The sequence below is a fragment of the Pseudomonas sp. NBB genome (assembly GCF_032701105.1).
GTDB classification, from domain to species: domain Bacteria; phylum Pseudomonadota; class Gammaproteobacteria; order Pseudomonadales; family Pseudomonadaceae; genus Aquipseudomonas; species Aquipseudomonas asiatica.
Genome location: NZ_CP103994.1, coordinates 5,915,949 through 5,937,550, shown reverse-complemented (window position 1 = coordinate 5,937,550; position 21,602 = coordinate 5,915,949). Strand labels below are relative to the sequence as shown.

Annotated in this window: 23 protein-coding genes; 18 read left to right on the top strand and 5 right to left on the bottom strand. The window is 60.2% G+C overall.

Annotation, left to right across the window (positions count from 1 at the left end):
* The first annotated feature begins 3 nt into the window (after positions 1-3).
* The 7 genes from merP to NY023_RS27325 all read left to right on the top strand — a co-directional run bounded on the left by merP (position 4) and on the right by NY023_RS27325 (position 7,343).
* Positions 4-279: a mercury resistance system periplasmic binding protein MerP gene (merP, locus tag NY023_RS27355; protein ID WP_003131987.1), complete on the top strand. Its 276-nt coding sequence runs from the start codon at positions 4-6 to the stop codon at positions 277-279.
* A 71-nt stretch (positions 280-350) separates the two neighbouring features.
* On the top strand, positions 351-2,036 hold the full coding sequence (gene merA / locus NY023_RS27350; RefSeq protein WP_013974868.1) for a mercury(II) reductase: 1,686 nt from the start codon (positions 351-353) through the stop codon (positions 2,034-2,036).
* A gap of 17 nt (positions 2,037-2,053) precedes the next feature.
* Positions 2,054-2,419: a mercury resistance co-regulator MerD gene (gene merD / locus NY023_RS27345; protein WP_000995360.1), complete on the top strand. Its 366-nt coding sequence runs from the start codon at positions 2,054-2,056 to the stop codon at positions 2,417-2,419.
* Positions 2,416-2,652: a broad-spectrum mercury transporter MerE gene (gene merE, locus NY023_RS27340; RefSeq protein ID WP_003132004.1), complete on the top strand. Its 237-nt coding sequence runs from the start codon at positions 2,416-2,418 to the stop codon at positions 2,650-2,652. Before merD ends, merE begins: the two co-directional genes overlap by 4 nt.
* Entirely contained in the window at positions 2,649-3,638 is a 990-nt protein-coding gene (locus NY023_RS27335; RefSeq protein ID WP_012314201.1) for a DUF3330 domain-containing protein, read from the top strand. Before merE ends, NY023_RS27335 begins: the two co-directional genes overlap by 4 nt.
* Before the next feature lie 174 nt (positions 3,639-3,812).
* On the top strand, positions 3,813-4,373 hold the full coding sequence (locus NY023_RS27330; protein ID WP_010921730.1) for a recombinase family protein: 561 nt from the start codon (positions 3,813-3,815) through the stop codon (positions 4,371-4,373).
* Positions 4,374-4,376: 3 nt separating this feature from the next.
* Positions 4,377-7,343 carry a Tn3-like element TnAs1 family transposase gene (locus NY023_RS27325; protein WP_010921731.1) on the top strand — a complete coding sequence of 989 codons (2,967 nt, stop codon included), beginning with the start codon at positions 4,377-4,379 and terminating at the stop codon, positions 7,341-7,343.
* Between the two features lie 125 nt (positions 7,344-7,468).
* On the opposite strand, the gene NY023_RS27320 is transcribed toward NY023_RS27325, so the two are convergent.
* Complete coding sequence (locus NY023_RS27320) at positions 7,469-8,374, bottom strand: cation diffusion facilitator family transporter (RefSeq protein WP_044047184.1); 906 nt, start codon at positions 8,372-8,374, stop codon at positions 7,469-7,471.
* A 55-nt stretch (positions 8,375-8,429) separates the two neighbouring features.
* On the bottom strand, positions 8,430-8,630 hold the full coding sequence (locus NY023_RS27315; protein ID WP_224459391.1) for a zinc ribbon domain-containing protein: 201 nt from the start codon (positions 8,628-8,630) through the stop codon (positions 8,430-8,432).
* Here NY023_RS27315 and NY023_RS27310 point away from each other — a divergent pair.
* Together NY023_RS27310 and NY023_RS27305 are read left to right on the top strand one after the other, a co-directional pair.
* Positions 8,568-8,759: a hypothetical protein gene (locus NY023_RS27310; protein ID WP_044047183.1), complete on the top strand. Its 192-nt coding sequence runs from the start codon at positions 8,568-8,570 to the stop codon at positions 8,757-8,759. The two genes, NY023_RS27315 and NY023_RS27310, sit on opposite strands and share 63 nt — an antisense overlap.
* Positions 8,760-9,266: 507 nt before the next feature.
* Complete coding sequence (locus tag NY023_RS27305; protein ID WP_044047182.1) at positions 9,267-10,964, top strand: phosphoethanolamine transferase; 1,698 nt, start codon at positions 9,267-9,269, stop codon at positions 10,962-10,964.
* Between the two features lie 209 nt (positions 10,965-11,173).
* On the opposite strand, the gene NY023_RS27300 is transcribed toward NY023_RS27305, so the two are convergent.
* Complete coding sequence (locus NY023_RS27300; RefSeq protein ID WP_013974864.1) at positions 11,174-11,716, bottom strand: flavin-containing monooxygenase; 543 nt, start codon at positions 11,714-11,716, stop codon at positions 11,174-11,176.
* 42 nt (positions 11,717-11,758) lie between these two features.
* Positions 11,759-12,097, bottom strand: a complete 339-nt coding sequence (locus NY023_RS27295; protein WP_013974863.1) for an ArsR/SmtB family transcription factor — start codon at positions 12,095-12,097, stop codon at positions 11,759-11,761.
* Between the two features lie 115 nt (positions 12,098-12,212).
* On the opposite strand from NY023_RS27295, the gene NY023_RS27290 reads away from it, so the two are divergent.
* Genes NY023_RS27290 through arsJ form a run of 8 tightly spaced genes read left to right on the top strand, consistent with a single transcriptional unit; the run spans position 12,213 to position 18,076 of the window.
* The gene (locus tag NY023_RS27290) at positions 12,213-12,626 is read left to right on the top strand and encodes an arsenate reductase ArsC (protein WP_044047181.1); all 414 of its coding nucleotides are present in this window, start codon (positions 12,213-12,215) and stop codon (positions 12,624-12,626) included.
* A gap of 8 nt (positions 12,627-12,634) precedes the next feature.
* On the top strand, positions 12,635-12,991 hold the full coding sequence (locus NY023_RS27285; protein ID WP_044047180.1) for a metalloregulator ArsR/SmtB family transcription factor: 357 nt from the start codon (positions 12,635-12,637) through the stop codon (positions 12,989-12,991).
* A 19-nt stretch (positions 12,992-13,010) separates the two neighbouring features.
* Positions 13,011-13,481, top strand: coding sequence for an arsenate reductase ArsC (locus NY023_RS27280; RefSeq protein WP_044047179.1), 471 nt, complete (start codon positions 13,011-13,013; stop codon positions 13,479-13,481).
* A gap of 18 nt (positions 13,482-13,499) precedes the next feature.
* Positions 13,500-14,561 carry an ACR3 family arsenite efflux transporter gene (gene arsB, locus NY023_RS27275; RefSeq protein ID WP_013974859.1) on the top strand — a complete coding sequence of 354 codons (1,062 nt, stop codon included), beginning with the start codon at positions 13,500-13,502 and terminating at the stop codon, positions 14,559-14,561.
* Between the two features lie 3 nt (positions 14,562-14,564).
* Positions 14,565-15,281, top strand: coding sequence for an arsenical resistance protein ArsH (arsH, locus tag NY023_RS27270; protein WP_013974858.1), 717 nt, complete (start codon positions 14,565-14,567; stop codon positions 15,279-15,281).
* A gap of 12 nt (positions 15,282-15,293) precedes the next feature.
* Complete coding sequence (locus NY023_RS27265; protein ID WP_013974857.1) at positions 15,294-15,797, top strand: cyclin-dependent kinase inhibitor 3 family protein; 504 nt, start codon at positions 15,294-15,296, stop codon at positions 15,795-15,797.
* A 32-nt stretch (positions 15,798-15,829) separates the two neighbouring features.
* A complete protein-coding gene (locus NY023_RS27260; RefSeq protein ID WP_013974856.1) occupies positions 15,830-16,834 on the top strand; it encodes an ArsJ-associated glyceraldehyde-3-phosphate dehydrogenase in 1,005 nt (334 codons plus the stop codon).
* Positions 16,835-16,843: 9 nt separating this feature from the next.
* Entirely contained in the window at positions 16,844-18,076 is a 1,233-nt protein-coding gene (gene arsJ / locus NY023_RS27255; RefSeq protein ID WP_044047293.1) for an organoarsenical effux MFS transporter ArsJ, read from the top strand.
* Between the two features lie 606 nt (positions 18,077-18,682).
* On the opposite strand, the gene lpdA is transcribed toward arsJ, so the two are convergent.
* Positions 18,683-20,083 (bottom strand): dihydrolipoyl dehydrogenase, encoded by a 1,401-nt coding sequence (gene lpdA, locus NY023_RS27250; protein WP_013974854.1) that lies wholly within the window; start codon positions 20,081-20,083, stop codon positions 18,683-18,685.
* Between the two features lie 207 nt (positions 20,084-20,290).
* Here lpdA and cfaB point away from each other — a divergent pair, with 207 nt between their 5' ends.
* Positions 20,291-21,475 (top strand): C17 cyclopropane fatty acid synthase CfaB, encoded by a 1,185-nt coding sequence (gene cfaB, locus NY023_RS27245; protein ID WP_013974853.1) that lies wholly within the window; start codon positions 20,291-20,293, stop codon positions 21,473-21,475.
* Positions 21,476-21,602 lie beyond the last annotated feature (127 nt).

Sequence of the window (21,602 nt, the reverse complement as noted above, 5' to 3'; positions counted from 1 at the left end):
ACCATGAAGAAACTGTTTGCCTCCCTCGCCCTCGCCGCCGTTGTTGCCCCCGTCTGGGCCGCCACCCAGACCGTCACGCTGTCCGTACCGGGCATGACCTGCTCCGCCTGCCCGATCACTGTCAAGAAGGCGATTTCCAAGGTCGAAGGCGTCAGCAAAGTTGACGTGACTTTCGAGACACGCCAAGCGGTCGTCACCTTCGACGATGCCAAGACCAGCGTGCAGAAGCTGACCAAGGCAACCGCAGACGCGGGCTATCCGTCCAGCGTCAAGCAGTGAGTCACTGAAAACGGCACCGCAGCACAACGGACGTCATTGTCTGGCGCCACAAACGATAAAGGATCTGTTGCATGACCCATCTAAAAATCACCGGCATGACTTGCGACTCGTGCGCGGCGCACGTCAAGGAAGCGCTGGAAAAAGTGCCAGGCGTGCAGTCGGCGCTGGTGTCCTATCCGAAGGGCACAGCGCAACTCGCCATCGTGCCGGGCACATCGCCGGACGCGCTGACTGCCGCCGTGGCCGGACTGGGCTACAAGGCAACGCTAGCCGATGCGCCACTGGCGGACAACCGCGTCGGACTGCTCGACAAGGTGCGGGGATGGATGGCCGCCGCCGAAAAGCACAGTGGCGACGAGCCCCCGGTGCAGGTAGCGGTCATTGGCAGCGGTGGAGCCGCGATGGCGGCGGCGCTGAAGGCCGTCGAGCAAGGCGCGCAGGTCACGCTGATCGAGCGCGGCACCATCGGCGGCACCTGCGTCAATGTCGGCTGTGTGCCGTCCAAGATCATGATCCGCGCCGCCCACATCGCCCATCTGCGCCGGGAAAGCCCGTTCGATGGCGGTATTGCGGCAACTGTGCCTACGATTGACCGCAGTAAGCTGCTGGCCCAGCAGCAGGCCCGCGTCGACGAACTGCGGCACGCCAAGTACGAAGGCATCCTGGGCGGTAATCCGGCCATCACCGTTGTGCACGGTGAGGCGCGCTTCAAGGACGACCAGAGCCTTACCGTCCGTTTGAACGAGGGTGGCGAGCGCGTCGTGATGTTCGACCGCTGCCTGGTCGCCACGGGTGCCAGCCCGGCGGTCCCGCCGATTCCGGGGTTGAAAGAGTCACCCTACTGGACTTCCACCGAGGCCCTGGCGAGCGACACCATTCCCGAACGCCTTGCCGTAATCGGCTCGTCGGTGGTGGCGCTGGAGCTGGCGCAAGCCTTTGCCCGGCTGGGCAGCAAGGTCACGGTCCTGGCGCGCAATACCTTGTTCTTCCGTGAAGACCCGGCCATCGGCGAGGCGGTGACAGCCGCTTTCCGTGCCGAGGGCATCGAGGTGCTGGAGCACACGCAAGCCAGCCAGGTCGCCCATATGGACGGTGAATTCGTGCTGACCACCACGCACGGTGAATTGCGCGCCGACAAACTGCTGGTTGCCACCGGTCGGACACCGAACACGCGCAGCCTCGCGCTGGACGCAGCGGGGGTCACTGTCAATGCGCAAGGTGCCATCGTCATCGACCAAGGCATGCGCACGAGCAACCCGAACATCTACGCGGCCGGCGACTGCACCGACCAGCCGCAGTTCGTCTATGTGGCGGCAGCGGCCGGCACCCGTGCCGCGATCAACATGACCGGCGGCGATGCGGCGCTCGACCTGACCGCAATGCCGGCCGTGGTGTTCACCGATCCGCAAGTGGCGACCGTGGGCTACAGCGAGGCGGAAGCCCACCACGACGGGATCGAGACCGACAGCCGCACCTTGACCTTGGACAACGTGCCGCGTGCGCTCGCCAACTTCGACACACGCGGCTTCATCAAGTTGGTTATCGAGGAAGGCAGCCATCGGCTGATCGGCGTACAGGCGGTCGCGCCGGAAGCGGGTGAACTGATCCAGACGGCGGCTCTGGCCATTCGCAACCGCATGACGGTGCAGGAACTGGCCGACCAGTTGTTCCCCTACCTGACGATGGTCGAGGGGTTGAAGCTCGCGGCGCAGACCTTCAACAAGGATGTGAAGCAGCTTTCCTGCTGCGCCGGGTGAGAAAAAGGAGGTGTTCAATGAACGCCTACACGGTGTCCCGGCTGGCTCTTGATGCCGGGGTGAGCGTGCATATCGTGCGCGACTACCTGCTGCGCGGATTGCTGCGCCCGGTGGCGTGCACACCAGGCGGCTACGGCTTGTTCGATGACGCCGCCTTGCAACGGCTGTGCTTCGTGCGGGCGGCCTTCGAGGCGGGCATCGGCCTCGACGCGCTGGCGCGGCTGTGCCGGGCGCTGGATGCGGCGGACGGCGACGAAGCGGCCGCGCAGCTTGCCCTGCTGCGTCAGTTCGTCGAGCGTCGGCGCGAAGCGTTGGCCGATCTGGAAGTGCAGTTGGCCACCCTGCCGACCGAGCCGGCACAGCACGCGGAGAGTCTGCCATGAACAACCCCGAGCGCTTGCCGTCCGAGACGCACAAACCGATCACCGGCTACCTGTGGGGCGGACTGGCTGTGCTGACTTGCCCCTGCCACCTGCCCATCCTCGCTGTCGTGCTGGCCGGCACAACCGCCGGTGCTTTCCTCGGCGAGCATTGGGTCATCGCGGCGCTCGGTTTGACCGGCCTGTTCCTTCTGTCCCTGTCGCGGGCGTTGCGGGCATTCAGGGAAAGAGAATGAGCGCTTTCCGGCCGGATGGATGGACGACGCCGGAACTGGCCCAAGCGGTCGAGCGCGGGCAGCTTGAACTGCACTACCAGCCCGTCGTCGATCTGCGCAGTGGTGGGATTGTCGGCGCGGAAGCCCTGTTGCGCTGGCGTCATCCGACGCTTGGACTATTGCCACCGGGCCAGTTCCTGCCCGTGGTCGAATCGTCCGGCCTGATGCCTGAAATCGGCGCTTGGGTGCTGGGCGAAGCCTGCCGCCAGATGCGTGACTGGCGAATGCTGGCATGGCGACCGTTCCGGCTGGCCGTCAATGCTTCGGCGAGCCAAGTGGGACCGGACTTCGACGGGTGGGTAAAGGGCGTGCTGGCTGATGCCGAGTTGCCCGCCGAGTATCTCGAAATCGAGCTGACCGAATCGGTCGCGTTTGGTGATCCGGCGATCTTCCCCGCCCTGGACGCCTTGCGGCAGATCGGTGTGCGCTTCGCCGCCGATGACTTCGGGACGGGGTATTCCTGTCTGCAACATCTGAAGTGCTGCCCAATCAGCACGCTCAAGATCGACCAATCGTTTGTCGCCGGGCTCGCCAACGACCGCCGCGACCAAACCATCGTGCACACCGTGATTCAGCTTGCGCACGGGCTGGGCATGGATGTGGTGGCTGAAGGCGTGGAAACATCGGCGAGTCTTGATCTATTGCGACAAGCGGACTGCGACACAGGACAAGGCTTCCTGTTCGCGAAGCCAATGCCGGCGGCGGCATTCGCCGTCTTCGTCAGTCAATGGAGGGGTGCCACCATGAATGCAAGTGACTCGACCACCACCAGTTGCTGCGTGTGCTGCAAGGAAATCCCGCTCGATGCCGCCTTCACCCCGGAAGGCGCGGAATACGTCGAGCACTTCTGCGGGTTGGAGTGTTATCAACGCTTCGAAGCGCGTGCCAAGACAGGGAACGAAACCGATGCCGATCCGAACGCCTGCGACTCGCTACCGTCAGATTGAGGCATACCCTAACTGGATGTCAGGCAGGGCCGCGCCGCTTAGTCAGAATAGAGTCATCTTTCGCATTTTTGACACATGCCTGCGAAGGTCATAGATTTCAGCCTGACAGAAACGGGGTTTGAGGCACAACGGAACAGAAGGAGCACTTAAGCCGCCTTCAACCAAGGAGACATCGTGCAGGGGCACCGCATCGGCTACGTCCGGGTCAGCAGCTTCGACCAGAACCCGGAACGCCAGCTGGAACAGACACAGGTGAGCAAGGTGTTCACCGACAAGGCATCGGGCAAGGACACCCAGCGCCCCCAGCTCGAAGCGCTGCTGAGCTTCGTCCGCGAAGGCGATACAGTGGTGGTGCACAGCATGGACCGGCTGGCCCGCAACCTCGATGACCTGCGTCGCTTGGTACAGAAGCTGACTCAACGCGGCGTGCGCATCGAGTTCCTGAAGGAGGGCCTGGTGTTCACTGGCGAGGACTCGCCGATGGCCAACCTGATGCTGTCGGTGATGGGGGCCTTCGCTGAGTTCGAGCGCGCCCTGATCCGCGAGCGGCAGCGTGAGGGCATCACCTTGGCCAAGCAGCGTGGCGCGTACCGGGGCCGCAAGAAAGCCCTGTCCGATGAGCAGGCTGCTACCCTGCGGCAGCGAGCGACGGCCGGCGAGCCCAAGGCGCAGCTTGCCCGCGAGTTCAACATCAGCCGGGAAACCCTCTACCAGTACCTCCGCACGGACGACTGACACATGCCGCGTCGCTTGATCCTCTCGGCCACGGAGCGGGGCACCCTGCTCGCGTTGCCAGAAAGCCAGGATGACCTGATCCGCTACTACACCTTCAACGACTCCGACCTGTCGCTGATCCGTCAGCGGCGCGGCGACGCCAACCGCCTCGGCTTCGCCGTGCAACTCTGCCTGCTGCGCTACCCCGGCTATGCGTTGGGCACTGACAGCGAGCTGCCCGAACCGGTCATCCTGTGGGTGGCCAAGCAAGTCCAGACCGATCCGGCGAGTTGGACGAAGTACGGCGAGCGCGATGTGACCCGTCGCGAGCACGCCCAGGAACTGCGCACCTACCTTCAACTGGCCCCGTTCGGCCTGTCCGACTTCCGCGCCCTGGTGCGCGAGCTGACCGAACTGGCCCAGCAGACCGACAAGGGCTTGCTGCTGGCCGGCCAGGCGCTGGAGAGCCTGCGGCAGAAGCGACGCATCCTGCCGGCGTTGAGCGTGATCGACCGGGCTTGCTCGGAGGCCATTGCACGGGCCAATCGGCGGGTCTACCGCGCCCTGGTTGAACCGCTCACGGACTCGCATCGGGCCAAGCTGGACGAGCTGTTGAAGCTCAAGGCCGGCAGCAGCATCACCTGGTTGACCTGGCTGCGCCAGGCACCGCTGAAACCCAACTCTCGGCACATGCTTGAGCACATCGAGCGGCTGAAGACATTTCAGCTGGTGGACTTGCCCGAAGTCCTGGGCCGGCACATCCACCAGAACCGCCTGCTCAAGCTGGCCCGCGAGGGTGGGCAGATGACGCCCAAAGACCTCGGCAAGTTCGAGCCGCAGCGGCGCTATGCGACCCTGGCCGCCGTGGTGCTGGAGAGCACTGCAACCGTGATTGATGAGCTGGTGGATCTGCACGACCGCATCCTAGTCAAGCTGTTCAGCGGCGCGAAGCACAAGCATCAGCAGCAGTTCCAGAAGCAGGGCAAGGCGATCAACGACAAGGTGCGCCTGTACTCCAAGATCGGCCAGGCGCTGCTGGAGGCCAAGGAAGCCGGCAGCGACCCCTATGCCGCCATCGAGGCGGTGATCCCCTGGGACGAGTTCACCGAGAGCGTCAGCGAAGCCGAGCTGCTGGCCCGGCCGGAGGGCTTCGACCACCTGCACCTGGTCGGCGAGAACTTCGCCACCCTGCGCCGCTACACGCCGGCTCTGCTGGAGGTATTGGAGCTGCGCGCCGCCCCGGCCGCGCAGGGCGTGCTGGCAGCCGTGCAGACGCTGCGCGAGATGAACGCCGACAACCTGCGCAAGGTGCCGGCCGATGCTCCCACCGCCTTCATCAAGCCGCGCTGGAAGCCACTGGTGATCACCCCGGAAGGCCTCGACCGGCGCTTCTACGAAATCTGCGCCCTGTCCGAGCTGAAGAACGCCCTGCGCTCCGGCGACATCTGGGTCAAGGGCTCGCGGCAGTTCCGCGACTTCGACGACTACCTGTTGCCGGCCGAGAAGTTCGCCGCGCTCAAGCGGGAACAGGCCCTGCCGCTGGCGATCAACCCGAACAGCGACCAGTATCTGGAAGAGCGCTTGCAGCTGCTGGACGAGCAGTTGGCCACTGTCGCCCGCCTGGCCAAGGACAACGAGCTGCCCGATGCCATCCTCACCGAGTCCGGGTTGAAGATCACCCCGCTGGATGCGGCGGTGCCGGATCGGGCGCAGGCGCTGATCGACCAGACCAGTCAGTTACTGCCGCGCATCAAGATCACCGAACTGCTGATGGACGTGGACGACTGGACGGGCTTCAGCCGCCACTTCACCCACCTGAAGGACGGGGCCGAGGCCAAAGACCGGACGTTGCTGCTGTCCGCGATCCTCGGTGATGCGATCAACCTCGGGCTGACCAAGATGGCCGAGTCGAGCCCCGGTCTGACCTACGCCAAGCTGTCCTGGCTGCAAGCCTGGCACATCCGCGACGAGACCTATTCGGCGGCCCTGGCCGAGCTGGTCAACCACCAGTACCAGCATGCCTTCGCCGCCCACTGGGGCGACGGCACCACCTCATCCTCCGATGGCCAGCGTTTCCGGGCTGGCGGCCGGGGCGAGAGCACCGGACACGTCAACCCGAAGTACGGCAGTGAGCCGGGACGGCTGTTCTACACCCATATCTCCGACCAGTACGCGCCGTTCAGCACCCGCGTGGTGAATGTCGGCGTGCGCGATTCCACCTATGTGCTCGACGGCCTGCTGTACCACGAGTCCGACCTGCGGATCGAGGAGCACTACACCGACACGGCCGGCTTCACCGATCACGTCTTCGCCCTGATGCACCTGCTGGGCTTCCGTTTCGCGCCGCGCATCCGCGACCTCGGCGAAACCAAGCTGTACGTGCCGCAGGGCGTGCAGACCTACCCGACGCTGCGGCCGCTGATCGGCGGCACCCTGAACATCAAGCACGTCCGCGCCCATTGGGACGACATCCTGCGCCTGGCCAGCTCGATCAAACAGGGCACCGTCACTGCCTCGCTGATGCTGCGCAAGCTCGGCAGCTATCCGCGCCAGAACGGCCTGGCCGTGGCCCTGCGCGAGCTGGGCCGGATCGAACGCACGCTGTTCATCCTAGACTGGCTGCAAAGTGTTGAGCTGCGCCGCCGCGTGCATGCCGGCCTGAACAAAGGTGAGGCGCGCAACTCGCTGGCCAGGGCGGTGTTCTTCAACCGCCTTGGGGAAATCAGGGATCGGAGCTTCGAGCAGCAGCGCTACCGGGCCAGCGGCCTCAACCTGGTGACGGCGGCTATCGTGCTGTGGAACACGGTGTACCTGGAGCGCGCCACCCAGGGGTTGGTCGAGGCCGGCAAGCCGGTGGACGGCGAGCTGCTGCAATTCCTGTCGCCGCTGGGCTGGGAGCACATCAACCTCACCGGCGATTACGTCTGGCGGCAGAGCCGCAGACTGGAAGACGGGAAGTTTCGGCCCCTACGGATGCCCGGAAAACCTTAGCGTACGATTTTTTCCGAATTCTGCGAGCCCCCCTGCTTCTGCTGTCGCCTATCCATCCTTACCTTTCCTCGACAACACCCCCCCGACGTTGGCGGCGGTGTGTTGATCAGGTGTCTACCGGCCGATCAATGCGACGGCGACGGAACGTTCTCGTGGAAAGCTGCGCGCTCGATCTGAATGGTGCAGTGATGGATTTCGAACGCGTCGCTGACTGCATCCACGACGGCCGCTAGCACAGCATCTCCATCTGCTGCGTCTCGGACGACCACGTGCGACGTCATCACGTTGCTTCCGCTGCTGACGGCCCAAACGTGCAAGTCATGGACATCCGTGACGCCGTCGACCTTGAGGATCGTGGCCTCGATTGCCGCCACGTTGAGCCCCCGGGGTACACCTTCCATAAGAATCCCCAGGCTCTCTCGAAGCAATTGCCAAGTCCGCGGCAATACCCAAAGGCCGATCGCTACGGCGACAACCGTGTCGACCCAGGTCCAGCCGGTAAAGCGGATAATGAGGGCTGCGATGATCACGCCCAACGATCCGAGCATGTCGCTCCAGACTTCGAGGTAGGCGCCTTTGACGTTGAGGCTCTCGTTGCTGGCAGATGCCAGCAGTCGCATTGAAATCAGGTTGATGATCAGGCCGACAATTGCGATCCACATCATCGCCCCGGTGGCGATCTCCGCCGGCATGAAGAAGCGCTGGTAGGCCTCGTACAAGATGTACATCGCCACCAGGAAGAGCAGCACGGCGTTGAACGTGGAGGCTAGGATCTCCAACCGCGCATAGCCAAAGGTTCTTTTCTGATCCGCCGGCCGCTTTGCGATCTGAAGCGCAATCAACGAAATTGCCAAAGCGGCGGTGTCGGTGAACATGTGAGACGCATCCGACAGCAACGCCAGGCTGCCGGTAATCCATGCGCCGATCGCTTCAGCGATCATGAAGCTACCGGTCAGGACCAATGCCATGACTAGTTTCTTCTGATGCCCCTCACGAAGCGCGGCACTGCCATGATCATGATTCGATCCCACGTATTTCTCCTTGCACAGGGTAGTGGTCGCGTTGGATTTCCAGTGTGGCCATGCGCTAATGGGTGGCTTGGCCGCACTGGCTGCAGAATTTTGCTCCTGCTGTCAGGGATGAGCCGCAGGCCGTGCAACCACTCGATAGTGGTGTTCCGCAGTTTAGACAAAAGCGTGCGGACGGGGCGTTTGCGGTCCGGCAGTGCCTGCAAGTCTGCAGATCTTTGATTGGGGCTTGAGCTATTACGCGACCATCCTCAATCACCCGGTCATTACTGTCGCAGGATTGCTGCTGCTCGAAGCGACCATGCCGGTCATGTCGATCACTCCCGTGCCCACTACCGTGATGCTTGCCACCGCCGTGGTTGCCACGGCCGTGGTGGCCGCCCAATAAATTTTTGAGAAAACTCATGGTATTCGTCCCTCATCGATAGGTGACATCAGCACGAGCAAAAGGTGAAAGAAGTGTTCTGCTCGTTAGAATGACTTTTAAGTTAAAGTAAAAGTTCAAAATTAGCGTACGACAAAACGAAGCTGGTTTGTTTATGAAATTTAATTTAATTCGCCAGATGGCATTGACTACTCAAAGAGTCGGACCTGTCCGATTTTTTATCATAGCCTGAGCATTTACAATCGAAAAAGTCATTATCGCGATTCTGTCAGCATTGTAATCGCGAAGTCATCATGACGTTATCGTGTGGCGGAAATAATGCGCCTAGCGAGAGCTAATTTCTCATTTAATCCTATGCCTCACACATCCTAAGCGTCCTCAGGCTAAGGGGATCAAGGTCTCTGGCGCTCTGTACGGCCTGATTCGCTCAGTGTCTGTCGATGGCTTGCCGTTTAGCTCCCGACTATTCATAACCAGCGCCATGGATGAGCAGCTCCCTAGAGTTTGATAATGACACCTTCTAAATCCATTGTTCACATCCTGTTAAGTAAATGGATCCATGCTATTCGCAAAGTTAGACAGGAAGGCATCAGCACCAATTTACTCATCGCGCTAGTAACTTTTTGGTTGTTGTTGTTCGTGAACGCTGAGCTTTGGCGTGTGCTCTGGCGCCTGGCATTCAACACTGATGAAGTTAACTGGTTGCTCGCCGCCAGCCTGCCAGTCGTAGTGTTCGTTTGGGTGTTCACCGTACTTAGCTTGCTGTCATGGTCAAGACTCGCAAAACCTCTGCTGTGCCTGGTGCTGATCAGCGCGTCGTTCGCCAGCTACTTCATGAGTGCTTACGGCATCGTCATTGATTACACGATGTTCACCAACGTCGTGGAGACCGACGTCGGTGAGGTGTCCGAGCTACTGAACTGGAAACTTGGCCTCTGGGTGGCAATGGTAGGGGTATTGCCCGTCTACCTGATCTGTCTGGTGCCCCTGCGACGCAAGCCCTGGACCAAAGCGTTGGGTAGCAGACTCATCGTCCTGTCGCTCGCACTGGTAACCCTTGCTGGTATCGTGCTGAGCCAGTACCAGTCTTATGCCTCCCTCCTACGCAACAATCGGGAGATCCGGCTCATTCTGGTTCCCACCAATTTGTTTGCTGCCGGTCATGGTTACCTGAAACGCAAGCTGGCCACACCGAAAGCGCTGACCTCCATTGGTACCGACGCCGTGGTGACCAGGCAGGGAGCGGCTCGCAAACCCAAGCTGCTGGTACTGGCAGTGGGGGAAACCGCACGTTCCGCCAACTTCTCCCTTAATGGCTACTCCCGCGATACGAATCCAGAGCTGGAAAAGCGCAATGTCATCAGCTTCTCGAATGTGAGCTCGTGCGGCACTGCCACTGCGGTTTCCCTGCCATGCATGTTCTTGGACGTCGGGAGGGATGAGTACAAGGACGGCTTGGCCAAGAGCCGAGAAGGGCTGCTCGATGTGCTTCAGCGGGCAGGCATCAGTGTCATGTGGACTGATAACAATTCGGGCTGCAAAGGGGTCTGTGATCGGGTGCCAAACCACAAGGCTACCCAACACGCAGATGCTCAACTGTGTACCAGCGACGAGTGCAAGGACGGGGTGCTGCTTTCGGAGATGGAGGACTTCATCAAGCGTCAGGAAGGCGATGCAGTCCTGGTGCTCCACTACAAAGGTAGTCACGGCCCGGCCTACTACAAGCGCTACCCCCCGCAGTTCAAGAAATTCGGGCCGGTCTGCGAGACCAATGAGCTCGACAAATGTAAGCAGCAGGAGGTGATCAATGCCTACGACAATTCGATCCTCTACACCGACTACGTGACGGCCGGGCTGATCGACATCCTGGCTGCGAATACCAAATTCGACACTGCGCTCATGTACGTCTCAGATCACGGAGAGTCACTGGGAGAGGGTGGTCTTTACCTGCATGGGCTGCCCTATGCGATGGCCCCAGATGAGCAAACCAAGGTGCCATTGGTGCTCTGGATGTCTGATTCTCTCGCGAAAAGCGAACGCCTCAATGTGGGCTGCTTGAAAGCACAGACGAGCTCGCCACTGAGCCACGACAACCTGTTCCACACCGTACTCGGGATGATGAACGTCCAGACATCCTCGTATCGCTCAGCTCTTGATTTTACTGCCCCTTGCAAGACTTTGACCGGAAGCACCTACTCAGGCCTCTAATGCTGCAACGGGCTGAACACGTGAGGTCGATAGCGATTCCACATCGAGCTGCTTTGACAGCAGCCAGAAGCTCGACTAACTACATAGCAGTACTCAACAACCCAAGCGGAAAAGGAAATTTGCATGAGCATCAAGCCAGGCCCTAAACGCACCAACGAAGATGGCACTCCGGACAAGAGGCAGCGGGTCACGCCTGAGAAGCAGAAGGATCACCCAGACCTGAAACCCCACAAGCATAAAAAGGGGGAGTAGGGCAGAAAAGCAGCTTTTCGGAGCTGCTTTTTTATCTGCAGACAGTGTCCTGAAAAGCTCTCTAGCCCAGGAATGTCAGGCATGAAAGGACGGCTGAAGCCACCTGATGCCACTACCACAGCACGCGTAGTGAAATTCGCTCCGTTGGCGGTGCGAACCTCAAATGCCTTGCCCTTCTGTACGACCGCCACCACTCGGGTACCGCCCTGAAAAGGGAGCTGAAACTCGGCGGCGTATGCCTCCAGGTACTGCACCACTTCATTTCGCACCGGGTAGTCCTTGGGATCGCCAAGAAACGCTCGCCCCGGCAGCGCTGAGTACTCCGATGGTGAGAACAACTGCAAGCTTTCGTAGTAGTTACGCCAGTTACCGCCCGGGGATGTCTGCTCATCCAAGATGAGGTAATCCAAGCCGTGCTGCTGTAAATGCCAGCCAGTCGCCAAACCTGCTTGCCCACCACCGATAACGACCACATCCAGAACGCGATCCAACTCATTCATATATGCGCACTCATGCATATCTAAAGGCAAAAAAAGGCCGGACTACGGACAGCAGATCGATACTAGACCTTTGGTTCGCTGGAGCAGGCCCTCCAGTCGCTCGACGATCGACCCACCATTTACTTCATAGAACACCTGCCGACCCACCTTGGTGGCCTTCACGATCTTGGCGTCATGCAATACCTGCAGGTGCCTGGAGATCACCGAGCGCTCCTGTGGCAGCTCTTTGGCGATTTCGCCGACATCCGCCCGGCCGAGCAAAAGTACGCGCTTGAAAACCGCGACTCTGGAAGGCTCGCAAAGCGCTTTGAAGAAGGTCTCGTCTAGCGACTCGATGGCGGCTTCGATGGCTTGAGCACGGAGATTTTGGTTGGTCGTCATGCAGCCAATATATGTGCATGAACGCGCACATGTAAAGCCACCCATCATCGAGGGGTTGCGACACATTCGAAAAAGCGTATATTCGAAAAACCATATACACTCAGGGTACCAAGTGATGACTGGCAAGACCCGCGTTCTGTTTGTTTGCACCGCAAACGCCGCTCGCTCCCAGCTCGCCGAAGCTTTGCTCCGGCACACAGACCCTGTGCATTTCGAAGTTTTTAGCGCAGGTACCCAGCCTGGCCAAGTCGATCCGCGCACCTATGACGCCCTCGAATATCTCGATATCGATACCAAGGCTCTACGCAGCAAGTCCATCGACGAGTTTGCAGGGGAACGGTTCGACTACTTGATTACGCTCTGCGACAAGGCAGCCCATGAGTGCCTTACTTTGCCTGCCCTCGGCGAGGTTCTGGCGTGGAACTTCGAAGACCCTGTTACCAGTGACCAACACGATGCCTTCCGACGCACGCTTCATGAGATTCATGAGCGCATCAAAATGTTCGTCCTCGTGAAAACTAAACACTGAGAATTGCTATGACTGACTCGCTGACACCTACCAAGGTTTTCAAATGCCTCGCCGACGAGAACCGCATTCGGATGATGCTGCTGATCTCTCGCGAGGAAGAACTCTGCGTCTGTGAACTGACCTGCGCGCTGGAAGAAAGCCAGCCCAAGGTTTCCCGCCACCTGGCGCAACTGCGCACGTGTGACCTGCTGGAAGACCGGCGTCAGGGCCAGTGGGTTTATTACCGCCTGCATCCATCGCTTCCCGGCTGGGTACGTGAGGTCCTGGCGACGACGCTGGAGGCCAACCGCGAATGGCTGAGTGCTAGCACTAAACGACTGGACACAATGGGTGACCGCCCTCAACGCGTCGCCTCCTGCTGCTGATCATTGCCGAGAAAAACCGATGAAAGTTCTGTTCCTCTGCACCGCCAATAGCTGCCGCAGCATCCTCTCCGAGGCTGTTTTCAATCATCTGGCCCCGGCCGGCATGAAGGCCTACAGCGCCGGCAGCCAGCCAAAGGGTGATGTGCACCCGCTGTCCATCACCGCGCTGCAGCGTGCTGGTATCTCCACCGAGGGCCTCAGCAGCAAGTCAAGTGACGCGCATGCCGAGCTGGCACCGGACTTTGTCATCACCGTCTGCGACAAGGCCGCTGGCGAAGCCTGCCCCGTGTTCTTCGGACCAGCAGTGAAAGCCCACTGGGGGCTTTCTGACCCTTCTGACCAGCAGGGCAACACCGCCGAACTGGACGCAGCGTTCGACGTCACGCTTGAGCAGATCAAACGACGCCTCAATGCATTCCTCGCGCTGCCTTTCGAACAATTGGATGCCGCCCAGCTTAAGGCCGAGCTGGCCCGTATCGGAACGCTCTGACGTTTAGGGAGATCCACCATGAGCAAAAGCCGACTTTCCTTTCTAGACCGCTACCTGACGGTGTGGATCTTTCTGGCCATGGGCCTGGGCATTGGTCTGGGCAGCCTGTTCCAGGGATTGCCTGCGTGGCTGAATAGCCTGTCGGTAGGCTCGACAAACATCCCCATCGCCATTGGCCTCATCGTAATGATGTACCCACCTCTGGCGAAGGTGAAATACGAGGAGTTGCCACAGGTATTCAAGGACAAGCGCATCCTTGCCCTGTCGCTGATCCAGAACTGGGTGATCGGCCCGGTCCTGATGTTCGGGCTGGCCGTTGTCTTCCTTTCCGACAAGCCTGAGTACATGACCGGCCTGATCCTCATCGGCTTGGCACGCTGCATCGCCATGGTGCTGGTGTGGAACCAGATCGCCGGTGGCAACAACCAGTACGTGGCGGGTCTGGTCGCCTTCAACAGCATTTTCCAGATCCTGTTCTTTAGCGTGTACGCCTGGATCTTCCTGGGGCTGTTGCCGCCGCTGTTTGGCCTTGAAGGTAGCGTCATTGAGACCAGCTTCCTCGATATCGCCCAATCGGTGCTGATCTACCTGGGCATCCCGTTCCTGGCTGGTTTCCTGACCCGCAAGATCCTGATCAGCAGCAAGGGCGAGACCTGGTACCAGGAGCGATTCATCCCGAAGATCAGCCCGCTGACCCTTGTGGCGTTGCTGCTGACCATCGTCGCCATGTTCAGCCTGAAAGGCGACATGGTGCTGCAACTGCCGCTGGATGTGCTGCGCATCGCTATCCCGCTGACCATCTACTTCGTGGTGATGTTCTTCATCAGCTTCTGGATGGGCAAGCTGTTGGAAGCTGACTACCCACGTACCACGGCGCTGGCGTTCACTGCAGCGAGCAACAATTTCGAACTGGCCATTGCCGTGGCCATCGCCACCTTCGGCCTTGCCTCGCCGGTCGCGTTTGCCACCGTCATCGGGCCCTTGGGGGAAGTGCCGGTACTGATCTCCCTGGTGGGCGTGGCCTTGTGGCTCAAGCGCCGCTGGTTCGATCAGCCATCTGGCGCCTTGACTCAGGAGTAAATCATGACCGAACACCATATCCCGAATATCGACAACGATCTGGTCGACCTGCCGACAGCAGACAAACTGGCAGTCGAGCAAAAGTCCACCCATAACCCTCGCATCCTGCTGCTGTACGGATCGACCCGCGAACGCTCGTTCAGCCGCCTGCTGACGGAAGAAGCGGCACGCCTGCTGGAGCACTTCGGTGCCGAGACGCGGATCTTCAATCCGACCGGGCTGCCACTGGCGGATGACGTGCCCGATGACCACCCCATAGTCAAGGAGCTGCGCGACCTGGTGCTGTGGTCGGAAGGCATGGTCTGGTGCTCGCCAGAGCGCCACGGCGCGATGACTGGCGTGTTCAAGTCGCAGATCGACTGGATTCCACTGAGCATGGGCGCCGTGCGCCCCACTCAAGGCAAAACCCTCGCGGTGATGCAGGTCTGCGGCGGCTCGCAGTCTTTCAACGTGGTCAACCAGCTGCGCGTCCTCGGCCGCTGGATGCGCATGTTCACCATCCCTAACCAGTCGTCCGTGCCGAAGGCCTATCTGGAATTCGACGAGGCGGGTCGCATGAAACCCTCTTCGTACTACGACCGTGTTGTCGACGTAATGGAGGAGCTGGTGAAGTTCACCCTGCTGCTTCGTGATCGCTCCGACTACCTGGTCGATCGCTACTCCGAACGTAAAGAGTCGGCTGAAGAACTATCCAAGCGTGTCAATCAACGATCCATTTGAGGCTTTGTGAGCATGCAATTGCACCCGTATTCAGTGTTGGCTAATTCCGAACTGGTCGGCCAGCTGATCTTCACTCCGTGCCCAGGTACCAAGGAGACATCGGTATCTCAGGCTCTGGCAACGTTGCACGATGCCGGCGCAAGCGCGCTGGTAACCCTGATGCCGAGTGAAGAACTGCTGCAGAACGAGATCGATCTGCTTCCCGAGGAGTGCCAACTGCTGGGCCTCGAATGGTTCCACCTGCCGGTCGAGGATGACGAAGCGCCCGGTGAGCCGTTTGCGGCCGCCTGGAAGGCTCACCGGGAACGCCTGAAAGAGCTGGTGATGACCGGTAAGACGATCGCCATTCACTGCAAGGGCGGCTCTGGCCGCACCGGCCTGTTTGCCGCCCGCCTGATGATCGAGTGCGGCATCCCTGTGCAGGAAGCTGTTTCCCAGGTCCAGGCCCTGCGTCCACGTGCGATCCAGAACCCTGCGCACGTTGGGTATATCAACCAGTTCAGCGACACCCTCTGACCTTTCGCTAATCGCGATTCGAGAAAAAGAACATGGCTATCAAAGTAGGTATCAATGGGTTTGGCCGTATTGGTCGCTTGGCGCTTCGCGCCTCCTGGGACTGGCCGGAATTCGAGTTTGTGCAGATCAATGACCCGGCCGGTGACGCCGAGACCCATGCCCATCTGATCAACTTCGATTCGATCCACGGACGCTGGCACCGTGAAGCCCGCGCAGAGGGCGACGCGGTAGTGATCGAGGGCAAGCGCATCAAGGTCACCGCCAACAAGACCATCGCGGACACCGACTGGTCGGGCTGTGACTTGGTCATCGAGGCCAGCGGCAAGATGAAGTCGGTAGCCGTACTCCAGGCCTACCTGGATCAAGGCGTCAAACGTGTGGTCGTCTGCGCTCCAGTGAAGGAGAAAGGCGCACTGAACGTGGTGATGGGCGTCAACCAGCACCTATTCGACCCGGCGCAGCATCGTATCGTCACCGCCGCTTCCTGCACCACTAACTGCCTGGCCCCGGTGGTCAAGGTGATTCACGAGAACCTGGGCATACGCCACGGCTCGATCACCACCATTCACGACCTCACCAATACCCAGAGCATTCTGGATACACCGCACAAGGACCTGCGTCGCGCCCGAGCCTCGGGCATGAGCCTGATCCCGACCACCACGGGATCTGCCACCGCAATCGCCGAGATCTTCCCCGAGCTACGCGGCAAGCTGAATGGTCACGCCGTACGTGTACCACTGGCCAACGCCTCGCTGACCGACTGCGTGTTCGAAGTGGAACGTGAGACAACGGCTGAAGAGGTCAACGCGCTGCTGAAAGCCGCAACCGAAGGACCGCTGAAGGACATCCTGGGCTACGAAGAACGCCCCTTGGTGTCCATCGACTACCGCACCGATCCGCGGTCCTCGATCATCGATGCGCTGTCCACCCTCGTAGTCAACGGTACCCAAGTGAAGATCTACGCCTGGTACGACAACGAGTGGGGCTACGCCAACCGTGCGGTTGAACTAGCACGCCTGGTCGGCGCAGCGGAGTAAATGGCGATCATGAAGGCGTTGTCAGCCCTGTCTGCGGAAGTGCGTCAGTACCTGCTGGTTACCGGCAATTACTGGGCCTTCACCCTTACCGACGGCGCTTTGCGCATGCTGGTGGTACTGCACTTCCATTCGCTGGGCTACACGCCGCTGCAGATCGCGGCGCTGTTCCTGTTCTACGAAGTGTTCGGCGTGATCACTAACCTCGTGGGCGGCTACCTCGGCGCCCGCCTGGGGCTCAACCGCACCATGAACATCGGCCTTGGCATGCAGGTCTTCGCCCTGCTGATGCTCACGGTACCAGCAGCCTCGCTGACGGTGCCGTGGGTGATGGCGGCCCAGGCGCTCTCCGGCATCGCCAAGGACCTGAACAAAATGAGCGCCAAGAGCTCCATCAAGCTCCTGGTGCCGGACAGCCAGCAAGGCATCCTCTACAAATGGGTGGCCATCCTGACGGGCTCGAAGAACGCTCTCAAAGGCGTGGGTTTTTTCCTCGGGGGAGCATTGCTCGCGTTGCTCGGTTTCACCCAGGCGGTGCTGGCCATGGCGGCGGTGCTGGCCCTGATCTGGATCGGTAGTCTGATGCTGCTGAAAAAGGACTTGGGCAAGGCCAAGGCCAAACCGAAGTTCCGCGACATGCTGTCCAAGAGCCGGGCCATCAACATCCTCTCGGCCGCACGGCTGGTTTTGTTCGGTGCGCGGGATATCTGGTTCGTCGTGGCACTACCGGTGTACCTGAGCTCTGCGTTTGGCTGGGACTTCTGGCTGGTCGGCGGTTTCTTGGCCGTCTGGGTAATCGGCTATGGCATCGTCCAGTCGTTTGCCCCCCATATCACCGGCAAGAGGCGTGGTCATGTACCCGATGGCCGAGCAGCCTTCATCTGGGCAATCGCTCTGGCCGGACTGCCTGCGCTCATTGCCGTGGGCCTGTCGGCAGGCTGGTCGGCAAAGGTAGTCTTGCTCGGTGGGTTGATGCTGTTCGGTGTGCTGTTCGCCGTGAACTCATCGCTGCACAGCTACCTGATCGTCAGTTATGCCAAGGAAGATGGCGTCTCCCTGGATGTAGGCTTCTACTACATGTCCAACGCCCTCGGTCGTTTGGTCGGCACACTGCTGTCAGGTTGGGTGTTTCAGGCCTATGGGTTGGAGGCTTGCTTGTGGGTTTCCAGCGTCTTCGTATTGGTCGCTGCACTCATCTCGATTGCTCTGCCCAGGCACACTGAAATGGCACAGCAGACGCACTGATCTGAGAGGAAATGCGGAAGCCATCAGGCCTTCGCTTTCATCACAAAGTGCTCCATTTCTGCTGCGGTATTTCGGGCCGTGCGGGACACCCCGTTCACAGAACGTGTTGCTTACGCGCCTCCGCCACAGGCGGGACCATCATGACATCGCCCAACCCACCGACTGGCTGGTCAATGACGCGCCCGGGGAGTTTTTCTCTAGCGCAACCGTCCTGGCACAGTTCAATTCTCTAACTCCACTGTCTCCGTTCCAAGCACAAAAGATACCATCATAATTTTTTCGGGTTTTTTCCGAGGCGTACCCCTGCGATTTTTCTCCGGCTGAACCTTTGCTGTGACAACCGTTATTGTTGTGACAACCTTTATTAAACGAAAACCCCCGAGATTTTTTGAAAAGCGATGCTTTGTGACAACCTTTAATTTCGCTTCCACAGGATCAACCTCCCCGCTAGGCCGCGAATTTCCAGAGGTTTTGTGACAGAGTTTATTAATAAGCAACATTTGCGCCCCGTCGCGACACAAGGCCGCTCCTACAGGAAATTGCGTTCTCCTGTAGGAGCGGCCTTGTGTCGCGATGGGCTGCAAAGCAGCCCCCGGCTATCTCGCATCAGATCTGCATCGCCATCCCGTCCACATTCATCGCTGCCTGGCGCAAGGCCTCGGAGCGGGTCGGGTGGGGGTGGCAGGTGAGGGCGATGTCTTCTGCCGAGGCCGAAAACTCCATGGCCACGCAGAACTCACCGATCATCTCGCTGACACTTGGGCCTACCAGGTGCACACCCAGCACTTCGTCGGTCTCGGCATCGGCGATGACCTTGGCGAAGCCTTCGGTCTCGTGGTTGATCTTGGCCCGGCTGTTGGCCGTGAACGGGAACTTGCCTACTTTATAGGCACGCCCTTCGGCCTTGAGCTGCTCTTCGGTCTTGCCCACGGTGGCCAGCTCCGGGCGAGTGTAGATCACGCCAGGGATAAGGTTGTAGTTGACCTCGTGGGGCTTGCCGGCGATGCGTTCAATGCAGGCCACCGCTTCGTCTTCGGCTTTGTGCGCCAGCATCGGGCCGGAGGTGACGTCGCCAATCACCCAGATACCCGGCACGGAAGTGCGGTGGTGGTCATTGCCGAGCATGCCGCGCTTGTCGGTTTCCAGGCCCACGCTTTCCAGGTTCAGCCCTTTGGTATAGGCGCGTCGGCCGATGGCGACCAGTACATAGTCAGCCTGCAGCGTTTCTGCGGTGCCGCCAGCTGCTGGCTCCAGGGTCAGGTTCACGCCATCGGCGCTGGCGTTCGCCTGGGTCACCTTGCTACCCAGCTTGAACACCATGCCTTGTTTGGCCAAGGCCTTCTGCAGGGTCTTGGCGGTTTCTTCGTCGGTGCCCGGACAGATGCGGTCGAGGTATTCGATGACCGTGACCTGGCTGCCCAGGCGGCGCCATACCGAACCCAGCTCGAGGCCGATCACGCCAGCTCCGATGACGACCAAATGCTTGGGCACCTGTGGCAGCGACAGCGCGCCGGTGGAGTCGATGATGCGCTGGTTGTCGATGGTCACGCCCGGCAGGGGCGTAGGCTCGGAGCCGGTGGCAATGACGATGTCTTTGGCCTGCAGTGCGGTTTCGCTGCCATCCTCAGCCTTGACCACGACCTTGCCGACGCCATCCAGGCGACCCCAGCCCTTGATCCAGTCGACCTTGTTCTTGCGGAACAAGTACTCGATGCCCTTGGTCAGGCCGGTCACGCTCTCGTCCTTCTGTTTCATCATCTGGGCGAGGTTGAGGGTAGGTTTGACTTCGATACCGAGGTGGGCGAACTCGTCACCACTGGCGGCTTCGTACAGCTCGGAAGCATGCAACAGTGCCTTGGAGGGCATGCAGCCCACGTTCAGGCAGGTGCCGCCCAAGGTCGAGCGGCCTTCCACGCAGGCTACGCTCAGGCCTAGTTGGCCGGCGCGAATGGCTGCGTTGTAGCCGCCAGGGCCACCGCCGATGATCACCACGTCATAGGATTTCATGGGTTCAACTCCAGGATGAAGAAGCGCAAGAGGGGCACAAGGTTAAGCTGAGATGCAAGAATTGTATACAATCCGCGATGTGCATAAGATTAGTTGGTTCTAGACCATGGTCTCGTTTAGAGGAAACATCCCACGAATGAACTACTCTGATCCGGCGACGTTCGAAATATCAGGCGTCGTGGCCAAATACGGACAGGAGGGTCGTTCATGCTTGCGCAACTTCCACCGGCACTGCAGAGCCTGCATCTGCCGCTGCGGCTGAAACTGTGGGACGGTAACCAGTTCGATCTGGGGCCTAGCCCGCAGGTCACTATCCTGGTCAAGGAGCCACAGCTGATCAGCCAGTTGAGCCACCCGAGCATGGACCAACTGGGCACGGCATTCGTCGAAGGCAAGCTGGAGCTGGAGGGCGATATTGGTGAAGCCATCCGCGTATGCGATGAGCTGAGCGAAGCGCTACTGACCGACGAAGACGACACCCCACCGCAGCGTCAGGCCCACGACAAGAGCACCGACGCCGAAGCGATTTCCTACCATTACGATGTTTCAAACGCGTTCTACCAGCTATGGCTGGATCAGGACATGGCCTACTCGTGCGCCTACTTCCGTGAGCCGGACAACACGCTGGATCAGGCACAGCAGGACAAATTCGATCATCTGTGCCGCAAGCTACGCCTGGAAGCAGGTGATTACCTGCTCGACGTTGGCTGCGGCTGGGGTGGGCTGGCGCGTTTCGCTGCTCGCGAATATGGCGCCAAGGTGTTTGGTATCACCTTGAGCAAGGAGCAGCTCAAGCTCGGTCGCGAGCGGGTGAAGGCAGAGGGTTTGGCCGACAAGGTCGACCTGCAGATTCTCGACTACCGCGACCTGCCTCAGGACGGCCGCTTCGACAAGGTTGTCAGCGTTGGCATGTTCGAGCATGTCGGGCATGCCAACCTGGCGCTGTATAGCCAGAAGCTGTTCGGTGCCGTGAGGGAAGGGGGGCTGGTGATGAATCACGGTATCACCGCCAAGCATGTGGATGGTCGCCCGGTCGGGCGTGGCGCTGGCGAGTTCATCGATCGCTACGTCTTCCCCCATGGCGAGCTGCCGCACCTGTCGATGATCAGTGCCAGCATCTGTGAAGCGGGGCTGGAAGTGGTAGACGTGGAAAGCCTGCGTTTGCACTACGCCAAGACCTTGCACCACTGGAGCGAGAACCTGGAGAACCAGCTGCACAAGGCGGCGGCGCTGGTGCCCGAGAAGACCTTGCGCATCTGGCGGCTGTACCTGGCCGGGTGTGCTTATGCCTTCCAGAAAGGCTGGATCAACCTGCATCAGATTCTGGCAGTTAAACCCTACCCCGATGGGCACCATGATCTGCCCTGGACGCGTGAAGACCTATATCGTTGAATTGCTAAAAAGTACGCAAGCGCGACACCATACTCTGTGGGAGCGGGTTTACCCGCGAATGCGTCGGTACAGCCACTGACGTCTTCGCGGGTAAACCCGCTCCCACAAGGTGTGCGATACCCAGAGA